Origin of the sequence: Vibrio sp. HDW18, assembly GCF_011306175.1 — a bacterium.
Lineage (GTDB): Bacteria > Pseudomonadota > Gammaproteobacteria > Enterobacterales > Vibrionaceae > Vibrio > Vibrio chanodichtyis.
Map to the genome: position 1 here is coordinate 1,781,352 of NZ_CP049913.1, position 16,755 is coordinate 1,798,106.

General features: G+C 50.3%; 10 protein-coding genes. 4 read left to right on the forward strand and 6 right to left on the reverse strand.

Annotation, left to right across the window (positions count from 1 at the left end; all coding sequences use genetic code 11):
- Nucleotides 1–346 precede the first annotated feature (346 nt).
- From carA to G7083_RS08675, 3 genes are all read left to right on the forward strand, one after another.
- Nucleotides 347–1,486 (forward strand): glutamine-hydrolyzing carbamoyl-phosphate synthase small subunit, encoded by a 1,140-nt coding sequence (gene carA / locus G7083_RS08665; protein ID WP_166014408.1) that lies wholly within the window; start codon nucleotides 347–349, stop codon nucleotides 1,484–1,486.
- 16 nt (nucleotides 1,487–1,502) lie between these two features.
- Nucleotides 1,503–4,733, forward strand: coding sequence for a carbamoyl-phosphate synthase large subunit (gene carB, locus G7083_RS08670; protein WP_166014409.1), 3,231 nt, complete (start codon nucleotides 1,503–1,505; stop codon nucleotides 4,731–4,733).
- A 208-nt stretch (nucleotides 4,734–4,941) separates the two neighbouring features.
- Nucleotides 4,942–5,727, forward strand: a complete 786-nt coding sequence (locus G7083_RS08675) for a TSUP family transporter (RefSeq protein ID WP_166014410.1) — start codon at nucleotides 4,942–4,944, stop codon at nucleotides 5,725–5,727.
- 16 nt (nucleotides 5,728–5,743) lie between these two features.
- Here the strand turns inward: G7083_RS08675 and G7083_RS08680 are convergent, their stop codons facing one another.
- The 6 genes from G7083_RS08680 to gltB all read right to left on the reverse strand — a co-directional run bounded on the left by G7083_RS08680 (nucleotide 5,744) and on the right by gltB (nucleotide 15,220).
- Nucleotides 5,744–6,364, reverse strand: coding sequence for a TRIC cation channel family protein (locus tag G7083_RS08680; protein WP_166014411.1), 621 nt, complete (start codon nucleotides 6,362–6,364; stop codon nucleotides 5,744–5,746).
- A gap of 72 nt (nucleotides 6,365–6,436) precedes the next feature.
- Complete coding sequence (gene btuF / locus G7083_RS08685) at nucleotides 6,437–7,267, reverse strand: vitamin B12 ABC transporter substrate-binding protein BtuF (RefSeq protein ID WP_166014412.1); 831 nt, start codon at nucleotides 7,265–7,267, stop codon at nucleotides 6,437–6,439.
- Nucleotides 7,268–8,221 carry a cobalamin biosynthesis family protein gene (locus G7083_RS08690; protein WP_166014413.1) on the reverse strand — a complete coding sequence of 318 codons (954 nt, stop codon included), beginning with the start codon at nucleotides 8,219–8,221 and terminating at the stop codon, nucleotides 7,268–7,270.
- A 12-nt stretch (nucleotides 8,222–8,233) separates the two neighbouring features.
- On the reverse strand, nucleotides 8,234–8,929 hold the full coding sequence (gene mtnN, locus G7083_RS08695) for a 5'-methylthioadenosine/S-adenosylhomocysteine nucleosidase (protein WP_166014414.1): 696 nt from the start codon (nucleotides 8,927–8,929) through the stop codon (nucleotides 8,234–8,236).
- 276 nt (nucleotides 8,930–9,205) lie between these two features.
- Nucleotides 9,206–10,675 (reverse strand): glutamate synthase subunit beta, encoded by a 1,470-nt coding sequence (locus tag G7083_RS08700; RefSeq protein WP_166014415.1) that lies wholly within the window; start codon nucleotides 10,673–10,675, stop codon nucleotides 9,206–9,208.
- Nucleotides 10,676–15,220 carry a glutamate synthase large subunit gene (gene gltB / locus G7083_RS08705; RefSeq protein ID WP_166014416.1) on the reverse strand — a complete coding sequence of 1,515 codons (4,545 nt, stop codon included), beginning with the start codon at nucleotides 15,218–15,220 and terminating at the stop codon, nucleotides 10,676–10,678. It lies immediately after the preceding gene.
- A gap of 574 nt (nucleotides 15,221–15,794) precedes the next feature.
- Here gltB and G7083_RS08710 point away from each other — a divergent pair.
- Nucleotides 15,795–16,727: a TIGR01212 family radical SAM protein gene (locus G7083_RS08710; RefSeq protein WP_166014417.1), complete on the forward strand. Its 933-nt coding sequence runs from the start codon at nucleotides 15,795–15,797 to the stop codon at nucleotides 16,725–16,727.
- The last annotated feature ends 28 nt before the right edge of the window (nucleotides 16,728–16,755 follow it).

Sequence of the window (16,755 nt, forward strand, 5' to 3'; positions counted from 1 at the left end):
TTACTGGTGTTTTTTGTGCGTAAAACTTGGTGGTGAACGTTTGCTTTGTGGTTGGTTGTTTTTTTGTCAATAATTTCAAATTGGAAAATCTTGATTCAGGTCGATGGGGAGATTGGCAAGGTTAATTGACTGGGTAAATGTGTTTTTTTGATGCTTTTGAACTGTAATTGAATCTAACTGCTGTAAAAATAAGTTAAGTTTTTAGGGTTATATTGACAGATTAGATTTAGATCTCTAGAATATCGCCAATTTGCCTATGGCACCCTAATGCATAGTTTAGTGGCTAGTACGAGGGTGGGTTTGAAAAATAATTTATTTTTTATGCATTTTTATTCTGGAGGTTGTCTTGAGTAAATCAGCACTATTAGTCCTAGAAGATGGGACGGTGTTCCACGGAGTCTCCATCGGAGCAGATGGTATTTCCGTTGGTGAAGTTGTTTTCAATACCTCGATGACGGGGTACCAAGAAATCCTCACTGATCCTTCCTATTCTCAGCAAATTGTTACTCTTACTTATCCTCACATTGGCAATACCGGAACCAACTCCGAAGACGAAGAATCGACCGCGATTCATGCCCAAGGCCTTGTGATCCGTGACCTCCCTCTTATTGCTTCTAACTTCCGTAGTGAACAATCACTCTCTGACTATCTAAAATCGCAAAATATTGTCGGTATTGCAGACATTGATACTCGTAAGCTAACCCGCATTTTACGTGAGAAAGGTGCACAAAATGGCTGCATCATGGCGGGCGATAATCTGGATCAAGCATTAGCGCTTGCCAAAGCTAAAGAGTTCCCGGGTCTTAAAGGTATGGATCTGGCTAAAGTGGTTTCGACTAAAGAAGCCTACTCATGGCAACAAGGATCATGGACGCTAGAAGGCGGCCTGCCAGAAGCTAAAGTTGACAGCGAATTGCCTTACCATGTCGTGGCATATGATTTTGGTGCCAAGCGCAATATTCTACGTATGTTGGTTGACCGTGGTTGTCGTTTAACTGTGGTACCCGCCGAAACCTCGGCAGAAGAAGTATTAGCCCTCAATCCAGATGGTGTCTTCCTATCTAATGGCCCTGGCGACCCTGCGCCATGTACTTATGCGATTGAAGCGACTCAAGTTTTCCTTGAGAAAAATATCCCAGTGTTTGGTATCTGCCTAGGCCATCAAATTTTGGCCCTTGCTTCGGGTGCGCAAACGGTAAAAATGAAGTTCGGTCATCACGGTGCTAACCACCCAGTAAAAGATTTGGATCGTGGCGTGGTGATGATCACTTCGCAAAACCACGGTTTTGCTGCTGATGAAGCGACACTACCCGCTAACTTGCGTGCCACTCACAAATCGCTGTTTGATGGTTCATTACAAGGTATTCATCGTACTGACAAGCCAGCTTTTAGCTTCCAAGGTCACCCAGAAGCAAGCCCTGGCCCGCACGATGCCGCACCGCTGTTCGACCATTTTATTGAACTGATTAAACAATACCGCGCTTAATTTGGAGTAGTAGATAATGCCAAAACGTACTGACATTCAGAGCATCCTTATCCTTGGTGCGGGTCCAATTGTTATCGGTCAAGCTTGTGAGTTTGACTACTCAGGTGCCCAAGCATGTAAAGCGCTACGTGAAGAGGGCTACCGCGTTATTCTGGTTAACTCAAACCCAGCAACCATCATGACTGACCCAGAGATGGCCGATGCAACTTACATCGAGCCAATCCAGTGGGAAGTGGTGCGTAACATCATCGAAAAAGAGCGTCCTGATGCTATTTTGCCAACCATGGGCGGCCAGACGGCACTCAACTGTGCATTGGCGCTGGAAAAGCATGGTGTACTGGCTGAGTTTGGTGTGGAAATGATCGGCGCGACAGCCGATGCGATTGATAAAGCAGAAGATCGTTCACGCTTTGATAAGGCGATGAAATCGATCGGCCTTGAGTGCCCACGTGCTGATACCGCGAAAAGCATGGAAGAAGCGTATAAAGTCCTCGATATGGTTGGCTTCCCATGTATTATCCGCCCTTCCTTTACTATGGGGGGGAGTGGTGGCGGTATCGCATACAACCGCGAAGAGTTTGAAGAGATCTGTGAACGTGGTCTGGATCTTTCTCCGACCAATGAACTGCTGATCGACGAATCGCTGATCGGTTGGAAAGAGTACGAGATGGAAGTGGTGCGTGATAAAAACGACAACTGCATCATCGTCTGTGCGATTGAAAACTTTGACCCAATGGGTATCCACACCGGTGACTCGATCACGGTGGCGCCAGCACAAACTCTGACCGATAAAGAGTACCAACTGATGCGTAACGCATCGCTGGCGGTACTGCGTGAAATCGGCGTAGAAACCGGTGGCTCTAACGTTCAGTTCGGTATCAATCCGAAAGATGGTCGTATGGTGATCATCGAGATGAACCCACGCGTATCTCGCTCATCAGCACTAGCTTCTAAAGCCACGGGCTTCCCGATTGCGAAAGTAGCCGCCAAATTGGCAGTGGGCTTTACGCTAGATGAGTTGATGAACGACATCACTGGCGGTGCAACTCCAGCCTCGTTCGAGCCGACCATCGACTACGTGGTGACTAAGATCCCTCGTTTCAACTTCGAAAAATTCGCCGGTGCCAATGACCGCCTGACTACGCAAATGAAGTCGGTTGGTGAAGTGATGGCGATTGGTCGTAACCAACAAGAATCGCTGCAAAAAGCCCTGCGTGGCTTAGAAGTGGGCGCAGCAGGTCTGGATGAAAAAGTGGATCTGGACGCGCCAGATGCGCTGACCAAAATCCGCTATGAACTAAAAGAAGCCGGCGCTGAGCGTATTTGGTATATCGCTGATGCCTTCCGTGCTGGTATGTCAGTTGACGGTGTGTTTAACCTGACCAATATTGATCGCTGGTTCTTGGTGCAAATCGAAGAGCTGGTCAATATCGAAGCGCAAGTTAAAGCCGGTGGTTTTGCAGGTTTGAATCAAGACGTTCTGCGTAAGGTGAAACGTAAAGGCTTCTCCGATGCGCGTTTGTCAAAACTGCTCGGAGTGGGTGAAGGCGAAATCCGCCGTCTGCGCGACCAATACAATATCCATCCGGTTTATAAGCGTGTGGATACCTGTGCGGCAGAGTTTAAGTCCGATACCGCTTACATGTACTCCACTTATGATGAAGAGTGTGAAGCGAATCCAACTGATAAAGATAAGATCATGGTGATCGGCGGTGGCCCAAACCGTATCGGCCAAGGCATCGAATTTGACTACTGTTGTGTACACGCGGCGCTGGCTTTGCGTGAAGATGGTTACGAAACCATCATGGTTAACTGTAACCCAGAAACCGTATCAACCGACTATGACACTTCAGATCGTCTCTACTTTGAGCCAATCACTTTGGAAGATGTGCTGGCTATTGTGCGCGTTGAGAAGCCAAAAGGGGTGATTGTACAGTACGGTGGTCAAACGCCGCTCAAGCTAGCCCGTGCGCTAGAAGCTGCCGGTGTACCAGTGATTGGTACTAGCCCTGATGCGATTGACCGCGCGGAAGACCGTGAACGCTTCCAGCAAGCGGTACAACGTTTAGGCCTCAAACAGCCTGAAAACGCCACCGTGACAGCGATTGAGCAAGCGATTGAAAAATCGCGTGAAATCGGTTTCCCACTCGTGGTTCGTCCATCTTATGTACTGGGCGGTCGTGCAATGGAAATTGTCTACGATGAGCAAGATCTGCGTCGTTACTTCAATGAAGCGGTCAGCGTATCGAATGAATCACCAGTCTTGCTGGATCGCTTCCTTGATGATGCGACCGAAGTCGATGTTGATGCAATTTGTGATGGTGAACGCGTTGTGATTGGCGGCATCATGGAACATATTGAGCAAGCGGGTGTTCACTCTGGTGACTCTGCCTGTTCACTGCCCGCTTATACGCTGAGCCAAGAAATCCAAGACAAGATGCGTGAGCAAGTTGAGAAACTGGCATTTGAATTGGGCGTACGTGGCCTGATGAACATTCAGTTTGCGGTCAAAGACAACGAAGTTTACCTGATTGAAGTCAACCCACGCGCTGCGCGGACTGTACCGTTTGTTTCTAAAGCGACTGGCGCACCATTGGCGAAAATCGCGGCGCGAGTCATGGTTGGACAAACTCTGGAGCAACAAGGCTTCACTAAAGAGATCATTCCACCTTACTACTCAGTCAAAGAAGTGGTTCTACCGTTCAACAAGTTCCCAGGCGTAGATCCATTGCTTGGCCCTGAAATGCGCTCAACCGGTGAAGTCATGGGTGTGGGTGCCACGTTTGCTGAAGCCTACGCTAAAGCAGAATTGGGCAGTGGCTCGGTGTATCCAGAAGGTGGTCGTGCGCTACTGTCGGTACGTGAAGGCGACAAACAGCGTGTGGTCGATCTGGCTTCTAAGCTAGTGAAACTCGGTTACCAGTTGGATGCGACTCACGGTACGGCGGTGATTCTGGGCGAAGCGGGCATCAACCCACGTCTGGTCAACAAAGTGCATGAAGGTCGTCCACACATTCTGGATCGCATCAAAAACCATGAGTACACCTACATTGTGAACACGGCTTCTGGCCGCCAAGCAATTGAAGACTCAAAAGTACTGCGCCGTGGCGCGTTGGCACACAAAGTCAACTACACCACGACGTTAAACGCAGCGTTTGCCACTTGTATGGCGCATACCGCGGATGCCAAAGCCTTCGTCACCTCAGTACAAGAGCTGCATGCACGTGTAAAAGCGAACCAAGCTTAATTGGTATTACAACAAGAGAGGCTTTAAGCCTCTCTGACAACCTCTTTGCCCGCTCGTCAGCGGGCTTTTTTACGCGCTTATCTCAAGCGATGTTATAGTTGAATTTTACTCGATCAATCGCTGTGGTGGTTATGCCGTTGCGCCGGTCTGTTTTCCGATAGTAAGCAGTGCTACTGTTGGACTTTATCTTTGAATCGCTTGGGAAAAAATGGAACTTTCACTAGAAATATTAGGCCTATTACTGATGGTGGCTTGCGTCGCCGGGTTTATTGATGCCATGGCGGGGGGCGGCGGTTTGCTGACCTTACCGGCCTTGCTGGCGGCAGGAGTGCCACCGACTCAAGCGTTAGCGACCAACAAGCTACAAAGTTCGTTTGGTAGCTTTTCGGCTACGCTGTATTTTGTGCGTAAAGGTATCGTGAATTTAAAAACGATGCGACTGGCGATTGGTTGTACCTTTGTCGGTGCGGCGCTTGGCGCGGAGGCGGTGCAGTATATTGATGCCTCTTTATTGACCAGCTTGATCCCAGGGCTGTTGATCGCTATCTCACTCTATTTCTTACTCGCTCCCGCGACCAAAGCCGACCAAGGCCCAGCCCCCTTATCTGAGAGTGCTTTTGCGTTTACGGTAGGATTTGGGGTCGGTTTTTACGATGGTTTTTTTGGCCCAGGTACTGGGGCGATTTTTACCGTGTGTTTTGTCGCATTAGGCCATCTTGGCTTAGTTGAAGCCACTGCACGCACTAAGGTGCTCAATTTTACTTCCAATATCGCCGCGCTAACCTTTTTCATTATCGCAGGCTTACCGATTTGGCCGATCGGCCTAACCATGGCAGTGGGCGGATTTATTGGTGCGCGTTTGGGCGCAAAAGTGGTGATCAGCAAAGGTCAGCGTTGGATCCGACCATTGGTGATCACCATGTCGATGCTGATGGCGCTTCGGCTACTTTGGCAGCAGCACGCCAGCGCGCTGCAATCCATGATTGGCTTTTAGCACGAGGCAAGCTCGCTTATTTTGATAGGGCAAAAGTGGGGAGCGATAGATGCCAGCGAATCGCACCAAGCCGGATCAGTAACGTGGTAAAGATCCCAGAGAGCAGCGCGGTTGAGCTGCTGCAACCGATGCTCAGTGCGCTGGTATGGACTATGCCACCGATAATACACGCGGTGGCGTACACCTCACTGCGCAGCACCATCGGAATTTCTCGCGCCAAGACATCACGAATAATGCCGCCGCCACAGCCAGTGATCACCCCCATGATCACCGCAATCAGCGCTGAACTTTGGTAGCTCAGCGCTTTTTCCACGCCAATTCCAACAAATACCGCTAAGCCAATTGCATCACACACCGGCAGGATCCACCACGCGACTCTCTTTGGGCGACGCACCAATAGCATGGTCAGCGCACAAGTGATCAGGATCACCCATAAATAGAGGGTATCTTTGATCCAAAAGACCGGCGTTGCACCGAGCGCCATATCGCGGATAGTGCCCCCCCCAATCGCGGTGACGCTGGCGAGTACCACTACGCCAAATGGGTCCATTTTCAAGCGTCCAGCCAGCAGCACACCAGAAACCGCAAATATCGCGGTACCAAACATATCAATCAAGTAAAGCAGAGAGGTATCCAAGGCTGTCTCACTATGTATATCGTATCAGGTAGAGAAATCGCGGCGGATTTTACGAAATTTTATCGGCTACCGTTACTGATTTTGTGCAATTTTGAGGTACTCACACACTTGTTGCACCGCATCTAAGCTTCTTGGGGTAGGGCGATTTAACCAGTCCGTGGTCAAAGGCCAAACTTGCTGGTTTTTTACCGCACTCAATTGGTTGCGCCAGGCTTGCCACATATGATCATCGCTCAGCGCATGGGGCGAGGTAAAAATCACTTCAGGTTGTTTGACCAACACTTGTTCTATGCTCACTTGCGGGTAGGGCGCGCCACTATCAGCAAAGATATTTTCGCCGCCGCAGACACTAAACACTTCACTTGGCCAGTGCCCCTGCGCGAGGGTGATGATCGGTTTTTCACTGAGCTGATAAAAATAGCGCACCGGCCGGTTAGTCGCATATTGCTCGCGCAGCGCCTGTAAACGCTGGCGAAATTGCTGTGCTGCTTGTTGGCCCAATTGTGGGTTGGCGGAATATTGGCTCAGCGCTTCAATATTATTGGCAATCTCAGCGAGCGTTTTGGTTTGCGAGTCATAAATCGTCAGGCCGAGTTGGCGCAGTTTGGCCAATTCCCGTGGTGGGTTGCCAGCCGGCCAAGCGATGATCAAATCGGGTTTCAGGGTAAGGATTTTTTCAATATTGATGCTTTGATGATTAGCAACACGATCCAGTTTTAGTGCAGCGGGTGGGTAGTCACTGTATTCACTGACGGCGACCAATTGATCGCCGAGACCTGCTGCGTAAGCAATTTCCGTGGCATGTGGGGCAAGGCTAATCACGCGCTGCGCCACAAATGGTGCGGCGAATGCGCAGGTTGTGATAAACCATAACGCGCCGATGAACAGTTGGATAACAGGCATTTATACTCCGCGATAGATGAACAGTAACAGTAGGCTTTCTAATGCGATCCAGACTAAGATGCGCCAAGCGATCAAATGGTGTACTTGCGCTAGATGGATTGCCGCAGGGGCAATCCGCCCACCAATTTTCGCGCGGACACTTTTTTTATCTCCATACATCGCAGGCCCACCGAGTGAGAGTTGCAATTTATTGCTAACCGCACACAATAGCCAAGCCGGGCCGGGTAGTGGCCAACTGCGGCTTTGTTCCAGCACTGCTTGGTAGATCGATCCCGCTTGTTTACCGAACATGATCAATAAGCTAAATAGCCGCAGTGGTAGCCAATCGAGCACGGCTAAAATCCGCACCGCAGAGAGGCCAAAAGGTTGGTATGTACTGCGCGAGGGTGACCATGCTCGCGCCAGTTCAGCCATCAAGCGATACAGCAGTGCGCCACTGCCGCCGAGTAGGCCATACCAAAACAGCACACACACCACGTTGCGTCCAAAGCCCATGATCAAGGTTTCCGCGCCCGCCTTGCCAAGTCCAAGCACTGAAAGTGGCGCGGTTTGTCGATTGAGCAACGGTTGTAACAGCTCGCGTGCTTGCGGTTTATTGTCTATAGCTAACGCTTGCGCCAGTTGATTGGCAAGCGTTTGCTGGCGTCGCCAATCTAACGCAATCAGCAGCAGAGCTAAATCAAACAACTGCGGCTGCCAGACCAGTGGTTTAAGCGCCAATAACAGTGCGATTGTGGGGATGATCATTAACCCCCAAGCTAAAGCGCCGGATAGCAAAGTTTGCCGATAGCAGCCCGGAGTATTCACTTTGCTGGCCAACAACTGAGCAAACTTGTGCCACAAAGTCAGCGGGTGCGCGGCATGAGGGATCGGTAGTAACCAGTGAAACAGCAGTGCGCCCCACATGACGAGCAGCGCACCATTGGCATACAGATGGGAAAATCCGTTATCCATCTATTGGCTCACTTATTTGAGCAATTCAATCATTTTGCACACCATCGCCGAAGAGCTTTGCGCGGCTAAGGGAAGAAATTCATCAAATGACATTGGCGATTGTTTATCTGCGACATCAGAGATAGCACGCACCACCACAAAGGGCACCTTGAATTGATGGCAGGTTTGCGCGATGGCGGATGCTTCCATTTCTACTGCGACAACCTGTGGGAAGTGTTGACGGATCACGCTTTGTTGCTCGGTGCTACACACAAACGCATCACCGGTACAGATCAAGCCGCGTACTGCATGAGTGGCTGGTAAGCTGGCTAGTGCTTGCTCGGCGAGGGCGATTAATGCTTGATCAGCGATAAAAGCTGCTGGTTGGCCTGCCATTTGGCCCATCTCATAACCAAAAGCTGTCACATCCGCATCGTGATGACGCACTTCGCTTGAGATCACCACATCACCCACATTTAGGCTGGCATCAAAGCCGCCGGCAGAGCCGGTGTTGAACACCACATCGGGTGCGTATTGGCTGAGCAGTAAAGTGGTGCCTAACGCGGCCGCGACTTTACCGATCCCAGATTGCAGCAGCACGACTTCGACACCTTGGATTCGACCGCTGTAAAACGTGCAACCGGCTTGCTCTACTTGCTGCACATCTTCAATAAGATCTTTTAGGATGGCGACTTCTTGTTGCATTGCGCCGATGATGCCGATTTTCATGGAAGCTCTCTTTTATCTATCAATAGGAAAACGAGTCGCAGTGTAGCACGAGCACAGTTAACGGATCGAGCCACAGCGGTCAGTGGGATCATCGAGTCTGGCGATTTTACGCCCAAAGAGTGTTTCTTGAACGTGGCAGTGAAGTGAATTAGGCTGAATAAAAAGGTTGGATAAAAAAGGCCAAGCCCGAGGGCTGGCCGAAATCAAACAAGATGGAAGGAAAGGTTTCACTCACAAGACGCAAGCGAGGATGTATCGCTCGCGCCTGTGTTTGACTTAAGCCGAAAGCATCAGTGAATCGGCTTTGGCTTCGAGGTGAGTATTGCCCATCAAGAAGGTGTCAATGGCGCGTGCGCATTCACGGCCTTCGTTGATGCAGCGCACCACCAGTGATTGGCCGGTACGCATATCGCCAGCGGCGAATACGCCTTTTTGGTTGGTGGCAAAATCTTGTGTGGCCACATTACCACGCTCATCCAGCTTGATACCGAGCTGAGCGATCACCCCGTGTGGTTCTGGATGCAGGAAGCCCATCGCCAAAAATGCCATATCGCAAGGGATCACTCGCTCACTGCCCGCCACTTCATTAAAGCTTGGCCGCTCACCAGGGGCGGCATCTTGCCACACGATGTCAGCAATGCGCAGTCCGGTGACTTGACCTTGTGAGTTACCGATGAACTCTTTGGTGAGGATATTCCAATGACGCTGACACCCTTCTTCATGCGAAGTGGACGTGCGCAGAATCATTGGATATTGCGGCCAAGGCATATTGGCTGGGCGCATTTTGGATGGAACCGGCATGATCTCCACCTGAGTAATGCTCGCGGCGCTATGACGGTTCGAGGTACCGACACAATCTGAGCCAGTATCTCCACCACCAATCACCACCACGTGCTTGCCTTGAGCATGGATTTCCGCACTTTTGAGCTCCATGTTATTGGCGCGGCGGTTATTTTGCGCAAGGAACTGCATCGCGAAATACACGCCTTGCAGATCGCGTCCCGGAATAGCCAGATCGCGGGGTACGGTTGAACCACCGGTCAGCAATACGGCATCAAACTCTTGGCGCAATTGTTGAGCATTGATCTCGACCCCGATATGGGCATTGACCACGAACTTAACGCCGGCTTGCTCCATCACATTGATTTTGCGATCAATCACATCCATGCCCAGTTTGAAATCCGGAATACCGAAGCGCAGCAAACCACCGACTTTTTCATCACGCTCAAACACGGTCACGCTATGGCCTGCTGCATTAAGCTGCTCGGCGGCGGCCAGTCCGGCTGGTCCTGAACCGATAATCGCCACCGTTTTACCGGTGCGTGAACGTGGGGTTCTTGGTTTGGCATAACCCGCTTGATAAGCGCGTTCAGCAATGGTTTTTTCAATGTTGCAGATGGTAATTGGATCTTGGTTAATCCCGAGCACACAGGCGCTTTCACAAGGCGCTGGGCAAACTCGGCCAGTAAACTCTGGGAAATTATTGGTTGAGCTCAGAATATTCCAAGCTTCTTCCCAACTGTCGCGATACACCGCATCGTTAAACTCGGGAATAATGTTGCCAATCGGGCAGCCGTTATGACAAAACGGCACACCACAATCCATACAACGTGAAGCTTGCTGATTGATCTTGTTACCAAATTCTTGGTTAAGAACAAACTCGCGGTTGTTTTTGATCCGCTCTGCTGGGTCGATTTTTTTCGGCAGCTCACGACCAAATTCTAAAAATCCGCTTGCTTTACCCATTTATACCGCCTCCGCTGCTAATGTGGCTTGTTGCTCCTGCTCGGCACGCTTGTGCAATACCGCTTTGTAATCACGCGGCATCACCTTCACCATAGTGGCTAGGCTTGCATCAAAGTTGGCAAGGAAAGCTTTGGCCACTTCACTACCTGTGAATTGAACATGCTTAGTTAACATCTCTTTGAGTAGGGCTTGGTCTTGTGCTTCGATAGGATCCAGATCGACCAGCTCGGCATTGAGCTTAGCTTTGAAGTCGCCAGATTTATCCCAAACGTAAGCCACACCGCCGCTCATACCCGCTGCGAAGTTACGGCCGGTTGAGCCGAGGATCACCGCGACACCGCCGGTCATGTATTCACAGCCGTGATCACCGATACCTTCAACAACCACTTTCGCGCCTGAGTTACGCACACAGAAACGCTCACCCGCTAGGCCGCGAATGTAAGATTCGCCAGAGGTCGCACCGTAGAAACAGACGTTACCGACTACAATATTCTCTTCCGGTACAATCGATGAATTACGGTTCGGGTACAGCACCAATGTGCCACCAGAAAGCCCTTTGCCCCAGTAGTCATTGGCATCACCTTCGACTTCAAAGTAAACGCCTTTGGTGAGGAATGCGCCGAACGATTGTCCGGCACTGCCGTTGAATTTTACCTGCATCGGTTGTGGCAGACCTTGGTCTTGGTAAACCTTACAGATTTCGTTGGACAGCATAGTACCAGTACTACGATCGGTGTTGATGATCGGCAGTTCCGCGGTCACCGCACTACCATGCTCAAGCGCTGGCTTGGCCAGTTGGATCAAAGTGCGATCCAGTACGCTATCAAGCTGGTGATTTTGCTCGGTTTGACAATAAATGCCATCTTCATGACGCGGCGGTTCAATAAACAGGATCGGTGAGAGATCGAGATTCTGGTATTTCCAGTGGCCGATATCATCGCGCACGGTCAGTTTGTGCGCTTGACCGACCATTTCACTAATGGTTCTGTAACCCAGCTCGGCCATGATTTCACGCAGACCTTGCGCCATGTATTGGAAGAAGGTCACCACATCATCCGCACGTCCCTCGAAACGCTCACGTAGCGTTTTATTTTGCGTTGCAATGCCGACTGGGCAGGTGTTCTTGTGACACTTACGCATCATGATACAACCTTCTACCACTAGCGCTGCGGTCGCGACGCCCCACTCTTCTGCGCCGAGCAGTACCGCAATTGCGATATCACGCGGGGTTTTCATTTGACCATCGGCTTGCACCACGATGCGGTTACGCAGTCCGTTTTTAAGCAGAGTCTGATGAGTTTCCGCCAAGCCTAGCTCCCACGGTAGACCCGTATGACGGATTGATGAAATCGGAGAGGCACCGGTACCACCATCGTGGCCAGCAATCAGCACCACGTCGGCTTTAGCTTTAGCGACACCGGATGCAATGGTACCGACACCGGCTTCAGACACCAGTTTGACGTTCACCCGCCCTTTGCGGTTGGCGTTTTTCAGATCGAAAATCAGCTGGGCTAAATCTTCGATCGAATAAATATCGTGATGCGGTGGTGGTGAGATCAAACCTACTCCTGGTGTGGAGTGACGAGTGGCACCAATCCATTCATCGACTTTATCGCCCGGCAATTGACCACCTTCGCCCGGTTTCGCCCCTTGCGCCATCTTGATCTGGATTTCATCCGCGTTGGTCAGATAGTAAGAGGTTACCCCGAATCGGCCAGAGGCGACTTGTTTGATCGCTGAACGTTCTGAATCACCATTGGCGTTGAGTTTAAAACGCATCGGATCTTCGCCGCCTTCACCAGAGTTGGATTTCGCGCCTAAGCGGTTCATCGCAATCGCCAGTGTCGAGTGTGCTTCGTAAGAGATCGAGCCAAATGACATCGCTCCAGTCGCAAAACGTTTGACGATGCTTTCAATCGGTTCCACTTGCTCAATCGGGATTGAGCCGGCCGGATTTTTGACAAAATCGAGCTGGCTGCGCAGAGTCACCGCTTTATCGCCTTGGCTATCGACCGCCGCGGCATATTGCTTGAACTGTGCGTAGTCTTTATGGCGAGTTGATTGTTGCAGCAAGTAAATGGTTTCAGGGTTAAACAGATGCTGTTCACCGCGCTGTTTCCACTGATAAACCCCACCGACATCCAGCACTTGCAGGGGAATTTCCCGAGTTGGGTAACCAATGCGATGGCGTACCAGAACTTCTTTGGCGATATCGTCGAGAGTTAAGCCTTGGATACGGGTGATGGTGCCTGTGAAGTATTTATCCACCACCGCTTTGCTGATCCCAAGCGCTTCAAAAATTTGCGCACCGTGGTAGGACTGCAGGGTGGAAATCCCCATTTTCGAGAAGATTTTCAGCAAGCCACCGTTGACACCTTTGCGGTAGTTTTCGAAGTATTTCTCCACCGCAATATCCGCATCGAGTTTGTTTTGCCGTTTAAGCTCAACAATGGTTTCCACCACCAGATACGGGTTGACGGCATTGGCGCCATAACCGAGCAGAGTGGCAAAGTGATGGGTTTCACGCGCGTCACCGGTTTCGACAACAATGCCACATTTGGAGCGCAGACCTTTGCGGATCAGGTGATGGTGTACCGCGCCCACCGCCAGCATGGCCGGAATGGCAGCATGGTTTGAGTTGGCGGCACGGTCGGTCAGCAAAATAATCGAGTAGCCATCAATTACCGCATCTTCTGCGTATTGACAGATCCGCTTGAGCGCACGCTCAAGTTTGCCCGATTCATCACTGGCGCGAAATACGATATCTAAGGTTTTCGCTTGCAAGTGCTCGTTATCAATTGCGCGCAGTTTTTCCAACTCAGTGTTAGAAATGACCGGCGATTCAAGCTCGACTTTACGGCAGTGGGCTGGCGTTTCTGCCAGCAAGTTTTGATCGCGACCAATGTAAGTGTTGAGTGACATCACCATGCGTTCACGGATCGGGTCGATCGGTGGGTTGGTCACCTGAGCAAACAGTTGCTTGAAGTAGTTGGCCAGATGCTGCGATTGATGGGACAATACGGCGACTGGCCAGTCGGCTCCCATTGAGCCAAGTGGCTCATAGCCGGTTTGCGCAAGCGGTAGAATGATGTCATTGACCTCTTCACTGCTCACCCCAAACGCTTGTTGGCGGTGCAGCAGACGCTCTGGCGATGGCTGGCTATGTACGTTGTCAGCCGCCGGCAGTTTTTTCAAACTGAGTAGGTTTTCTTCGACCCACTGTTCGTAAGGCTGGGCTGAGGCGATGTCATCTTTGACTTCTTCATCGGAGATGATGCGCCCTTGCTCTAGATCAGCAACAAAGATCCGCCCGGGTTGCAGACGACCACGGTACTCGACATTGGCCGGGTCAATTTCCACTACGCCAGATTCAGAGGCCATGATCAGGAAATCATCTTTGGTTACGGTATAGCGTGATGGACGCAGACCATTACGATCTAATGTGGCACCCACTTGTACCCCATCGGTAAAGCACACCGAGGCTGGGCCATCCCAAGGTTCCATCACGTTGGCATGATATTGATAGAAAGCGCGGCGTTTGGGTTCCATCGCTTTGTTCTCTTGCCACGCTTCAGGGATCATCATCATCAGAGCATGAGGCAAGCTGCGGCCGGACAGCACCAGCAGTTCAAGCACCATATCAAAGTTGGCCGAATCCGATGCACCTTCTTGGCAGATCGGCAGTAGCATATCGATTTCAGCTTGGGTAAACAGTTTGGATTGTAAAATCGCTTCACGCGCTTTCATCCAGTTCAAGTTACCGCGCACGGTGTTGATTTCGCCGTTATGTGCGATGTAGCGGAACGGTTGCGCCAGTCGCCATTTCGGGAAGGTGTTGGTCGAAAAGCGCGAGTGTACCAGCGCCAGTGCAGTGACCATGGTTGGGTTTTGCAAATCAAGGAAGTATTGTGGTACTTGCGCAGTAGTCAATTGGCCTTTATAGACCAAGGTTTTGTACGACATCGAGTTGATGTAAAAATCATCACCGATATTGGAGACGCTTTCTAAGCAGACGCGCACCGTGTAGTTACGTAGTACATACAGTTTACGTTCAAGTTCATCGGGTTGGATGCCGGGACCACCGGAAATAAACACATGTTCAAACTGTGGCTCAGTGCTGAGCGGATCTGCCCCGAGCATACGGTTATCGGTGGGGATCACACGGTAGCCAATCACATCAAGATCAAGGCGTTTCGCGTTCCGTTCCAGAATATCGCGACACTGAGCGCGTTTGTGCTCATCTTTCGGGAATAGCACCACTCCCACGCCATATTTTTCAAATGAGGGCAGCTTGATGCCAAGCTTGACCGCTTCTTCGAGTAAAAATTCGTGAGGTTTTTGCAACAAAATGCCTGCGCCATCACCGCTGCGAGGGTCACAACCCTGACCGCCACGGTGTTCCATGCGTGCAAGCATATCCAAAGCTTGAGTGACCACCTGATGGGATTTGCGATTTTTCAGGTGGGCGACAAAGCCGATACCACAAGCATCGTGCTCCAACTCAGGCGTATAAAGACCACGCGAACGTTGCGCTTTATCTACCATAGATACATCCTTCCAGTTATCGAGGACGCAACCGCACTGAAGCGAGCTTCAGTGATCCCTTGCTACCTTAAGCCATGCTAGCGAGCGACTTGGTGCTGGGATGCTGCGTCTTATCCTTTTTTGGTTTTAAGTGAAATCTGCTTAGGCAGCAGATCCGCGTCCTTTCCGTCTCTCACAGGAATTATGTTGTGAGAAAGACAATCCTTAGCGATATTCCTATTATCGAGCCACTTTTCTAGTGAATTCTTTTGGTAGGTGGGGAATATCACCGACAAGTCTACCGCGTTGCTTGCTATTTCATGAGCAAAAAAGCACGGAAAACTGAAAGTATCCTACAATTTTGCTGGGGCAAATTCCAACGAAAACTCTGTGCTTGGGTTTATTTTTTTACCGGAAGATGAACGTTTTGTTTAACTGCTTAGCGGTAAGGGGTGAATGTGGTTTGATTTGTGCCGATTTCTTGATTTGAATCGATTCGAAATTCAACTCAAAAGATTAAAATTCGCCGCCTAAATGATGCGGAATGTAATTTAATTACATGAAATATCGTGAATATTTATTGTGAGTGTTGGACATGCATCTACATCTATTAGTCAATACCATCGGACAAGATTTACAGCGTCGTTATGGTGAAAAAGTTCATAAACTGACGTTACATGGTGGGTTTAGTTGCCCTAATCGCGATGGAACCATTGGCCGTGGTGGCTGCACTTTCTGTAATGTGGCCTCCTTTGCCAATGAAGCCACTCAGCAGCAAACCATTCAGCAGCAGTTGCAAGATCGGGCCGGCGAAATCAAACGCGCCAATAAATATCTCGCTTATTTTCAGGCTTACACCAGCACTTATGCTGAAGTGCAAGTGTTGAAAGCTATGTATGAACAAGCACTTGAAGCGGCGGATATTGTCGGTTTATGTGTCGGGACGCGACCAGATTGTGTGCCAGATGTGGTGTTACAGTTGCTGGCCGGGTATGTGCAGCAAGGGTATGAAGTGTGGTTAGAGCTTGGATTACAAACTGCGCATAACCACACGTTAAAGCGGATTAATCGTGGCCATGATTTCGCCTGTTATGCAGAGGTCGCTACCAAGGCAAGGGCGCTCGGTATCAAAGTGTGTACTCACTTAATTGTTGGTCTGCCGGGTGAGCATCGTGATGATAATCTGGCAACGTTACAGCAAGTGCTTGAGGTGGGTAGCGATGGTATCAAGTTACATGGTTTACATATCGTCGAAGGCAGTACTATGGCCAAAGCGTGGCGAGCTGGGCGGTTATCGGTGCTTGAACAAGAGGAATATGTAGCGATTGCTTGTGCGATGATCCGTTCGACGCCGCCGCATATTATTTACCATCGAGTCTCTTCGGCAGCACGCCGACCAACTCTATTGGCACCTTTATGGTGTGAGAATCGTTGGGCTGCGATGACCGCGATTGGTCAAACACTGGCGATTGATGGCGGGCAAGGTTCGCTACTCGGCACGCCTTTTGACTATCGCGCACGGCTTTGAGATCGCAGATTGAAGACAAGTGAGATCG

Excerpts from the sequence above, each read along its gene's own strand:
- G7083_RS08700 (WP_166014415.1), bottom strand. The coding sequence starts at position 10,675 with ATGGGTAAAGCAAGCGGATTTTTAGAATTTGGTCGTGAGCTGCCGAAA.
- gltB (WP_166014416.1), bottom strand. The coding sequence starts at position 15,220 with ATGGTAGATAAAGCGCAACGTTCGCGTGGTCTTTATACGCCTGAGTTG.
- G7083_RS08690 (WP_166014413.1), bottom strand. The coding sequence starts at position 8,221 with ATGGATAACGGATTTTCCCATCTGTATGCCAATGGTGCGCTGCTCGTC.
- mtnN (WP_166014414.1), bottom strand. The coding sequence starts at position 8,929 with ATGAAAATCGGCATCATCGGCGCAATGCAACAAGAAGTCGCCATCCTA.
- btuF (WP_166014412.1), bottom strand. The coding sequence starts at position 7,267 with ATGCCTGTTATCCAACTGTTCATCGGCGCGTTATGGTTTATCACAACC.
- G7083_RS08675 (WP_166014410.1), top strand. The coding sequence starts at position 4,942 with ATGGAACTTTCACTAGAAATATTAGGCCTATTACTGATGGTGGCTTGC.
- G7083_RS08710 (WP_166014417.1), top strand. The coding sequence starts at position 15,795 with ATGCATCTACATCTATTAGTCAATACCATCGGACAAGATTTACAGCGT.
- carB (WP_166014409.1), top strand. The coding sequence starts at position 1,503 with ATGCCAAAACGTACTGACATTCAGAGCATCCTTATCCTTGGTGCGGGT.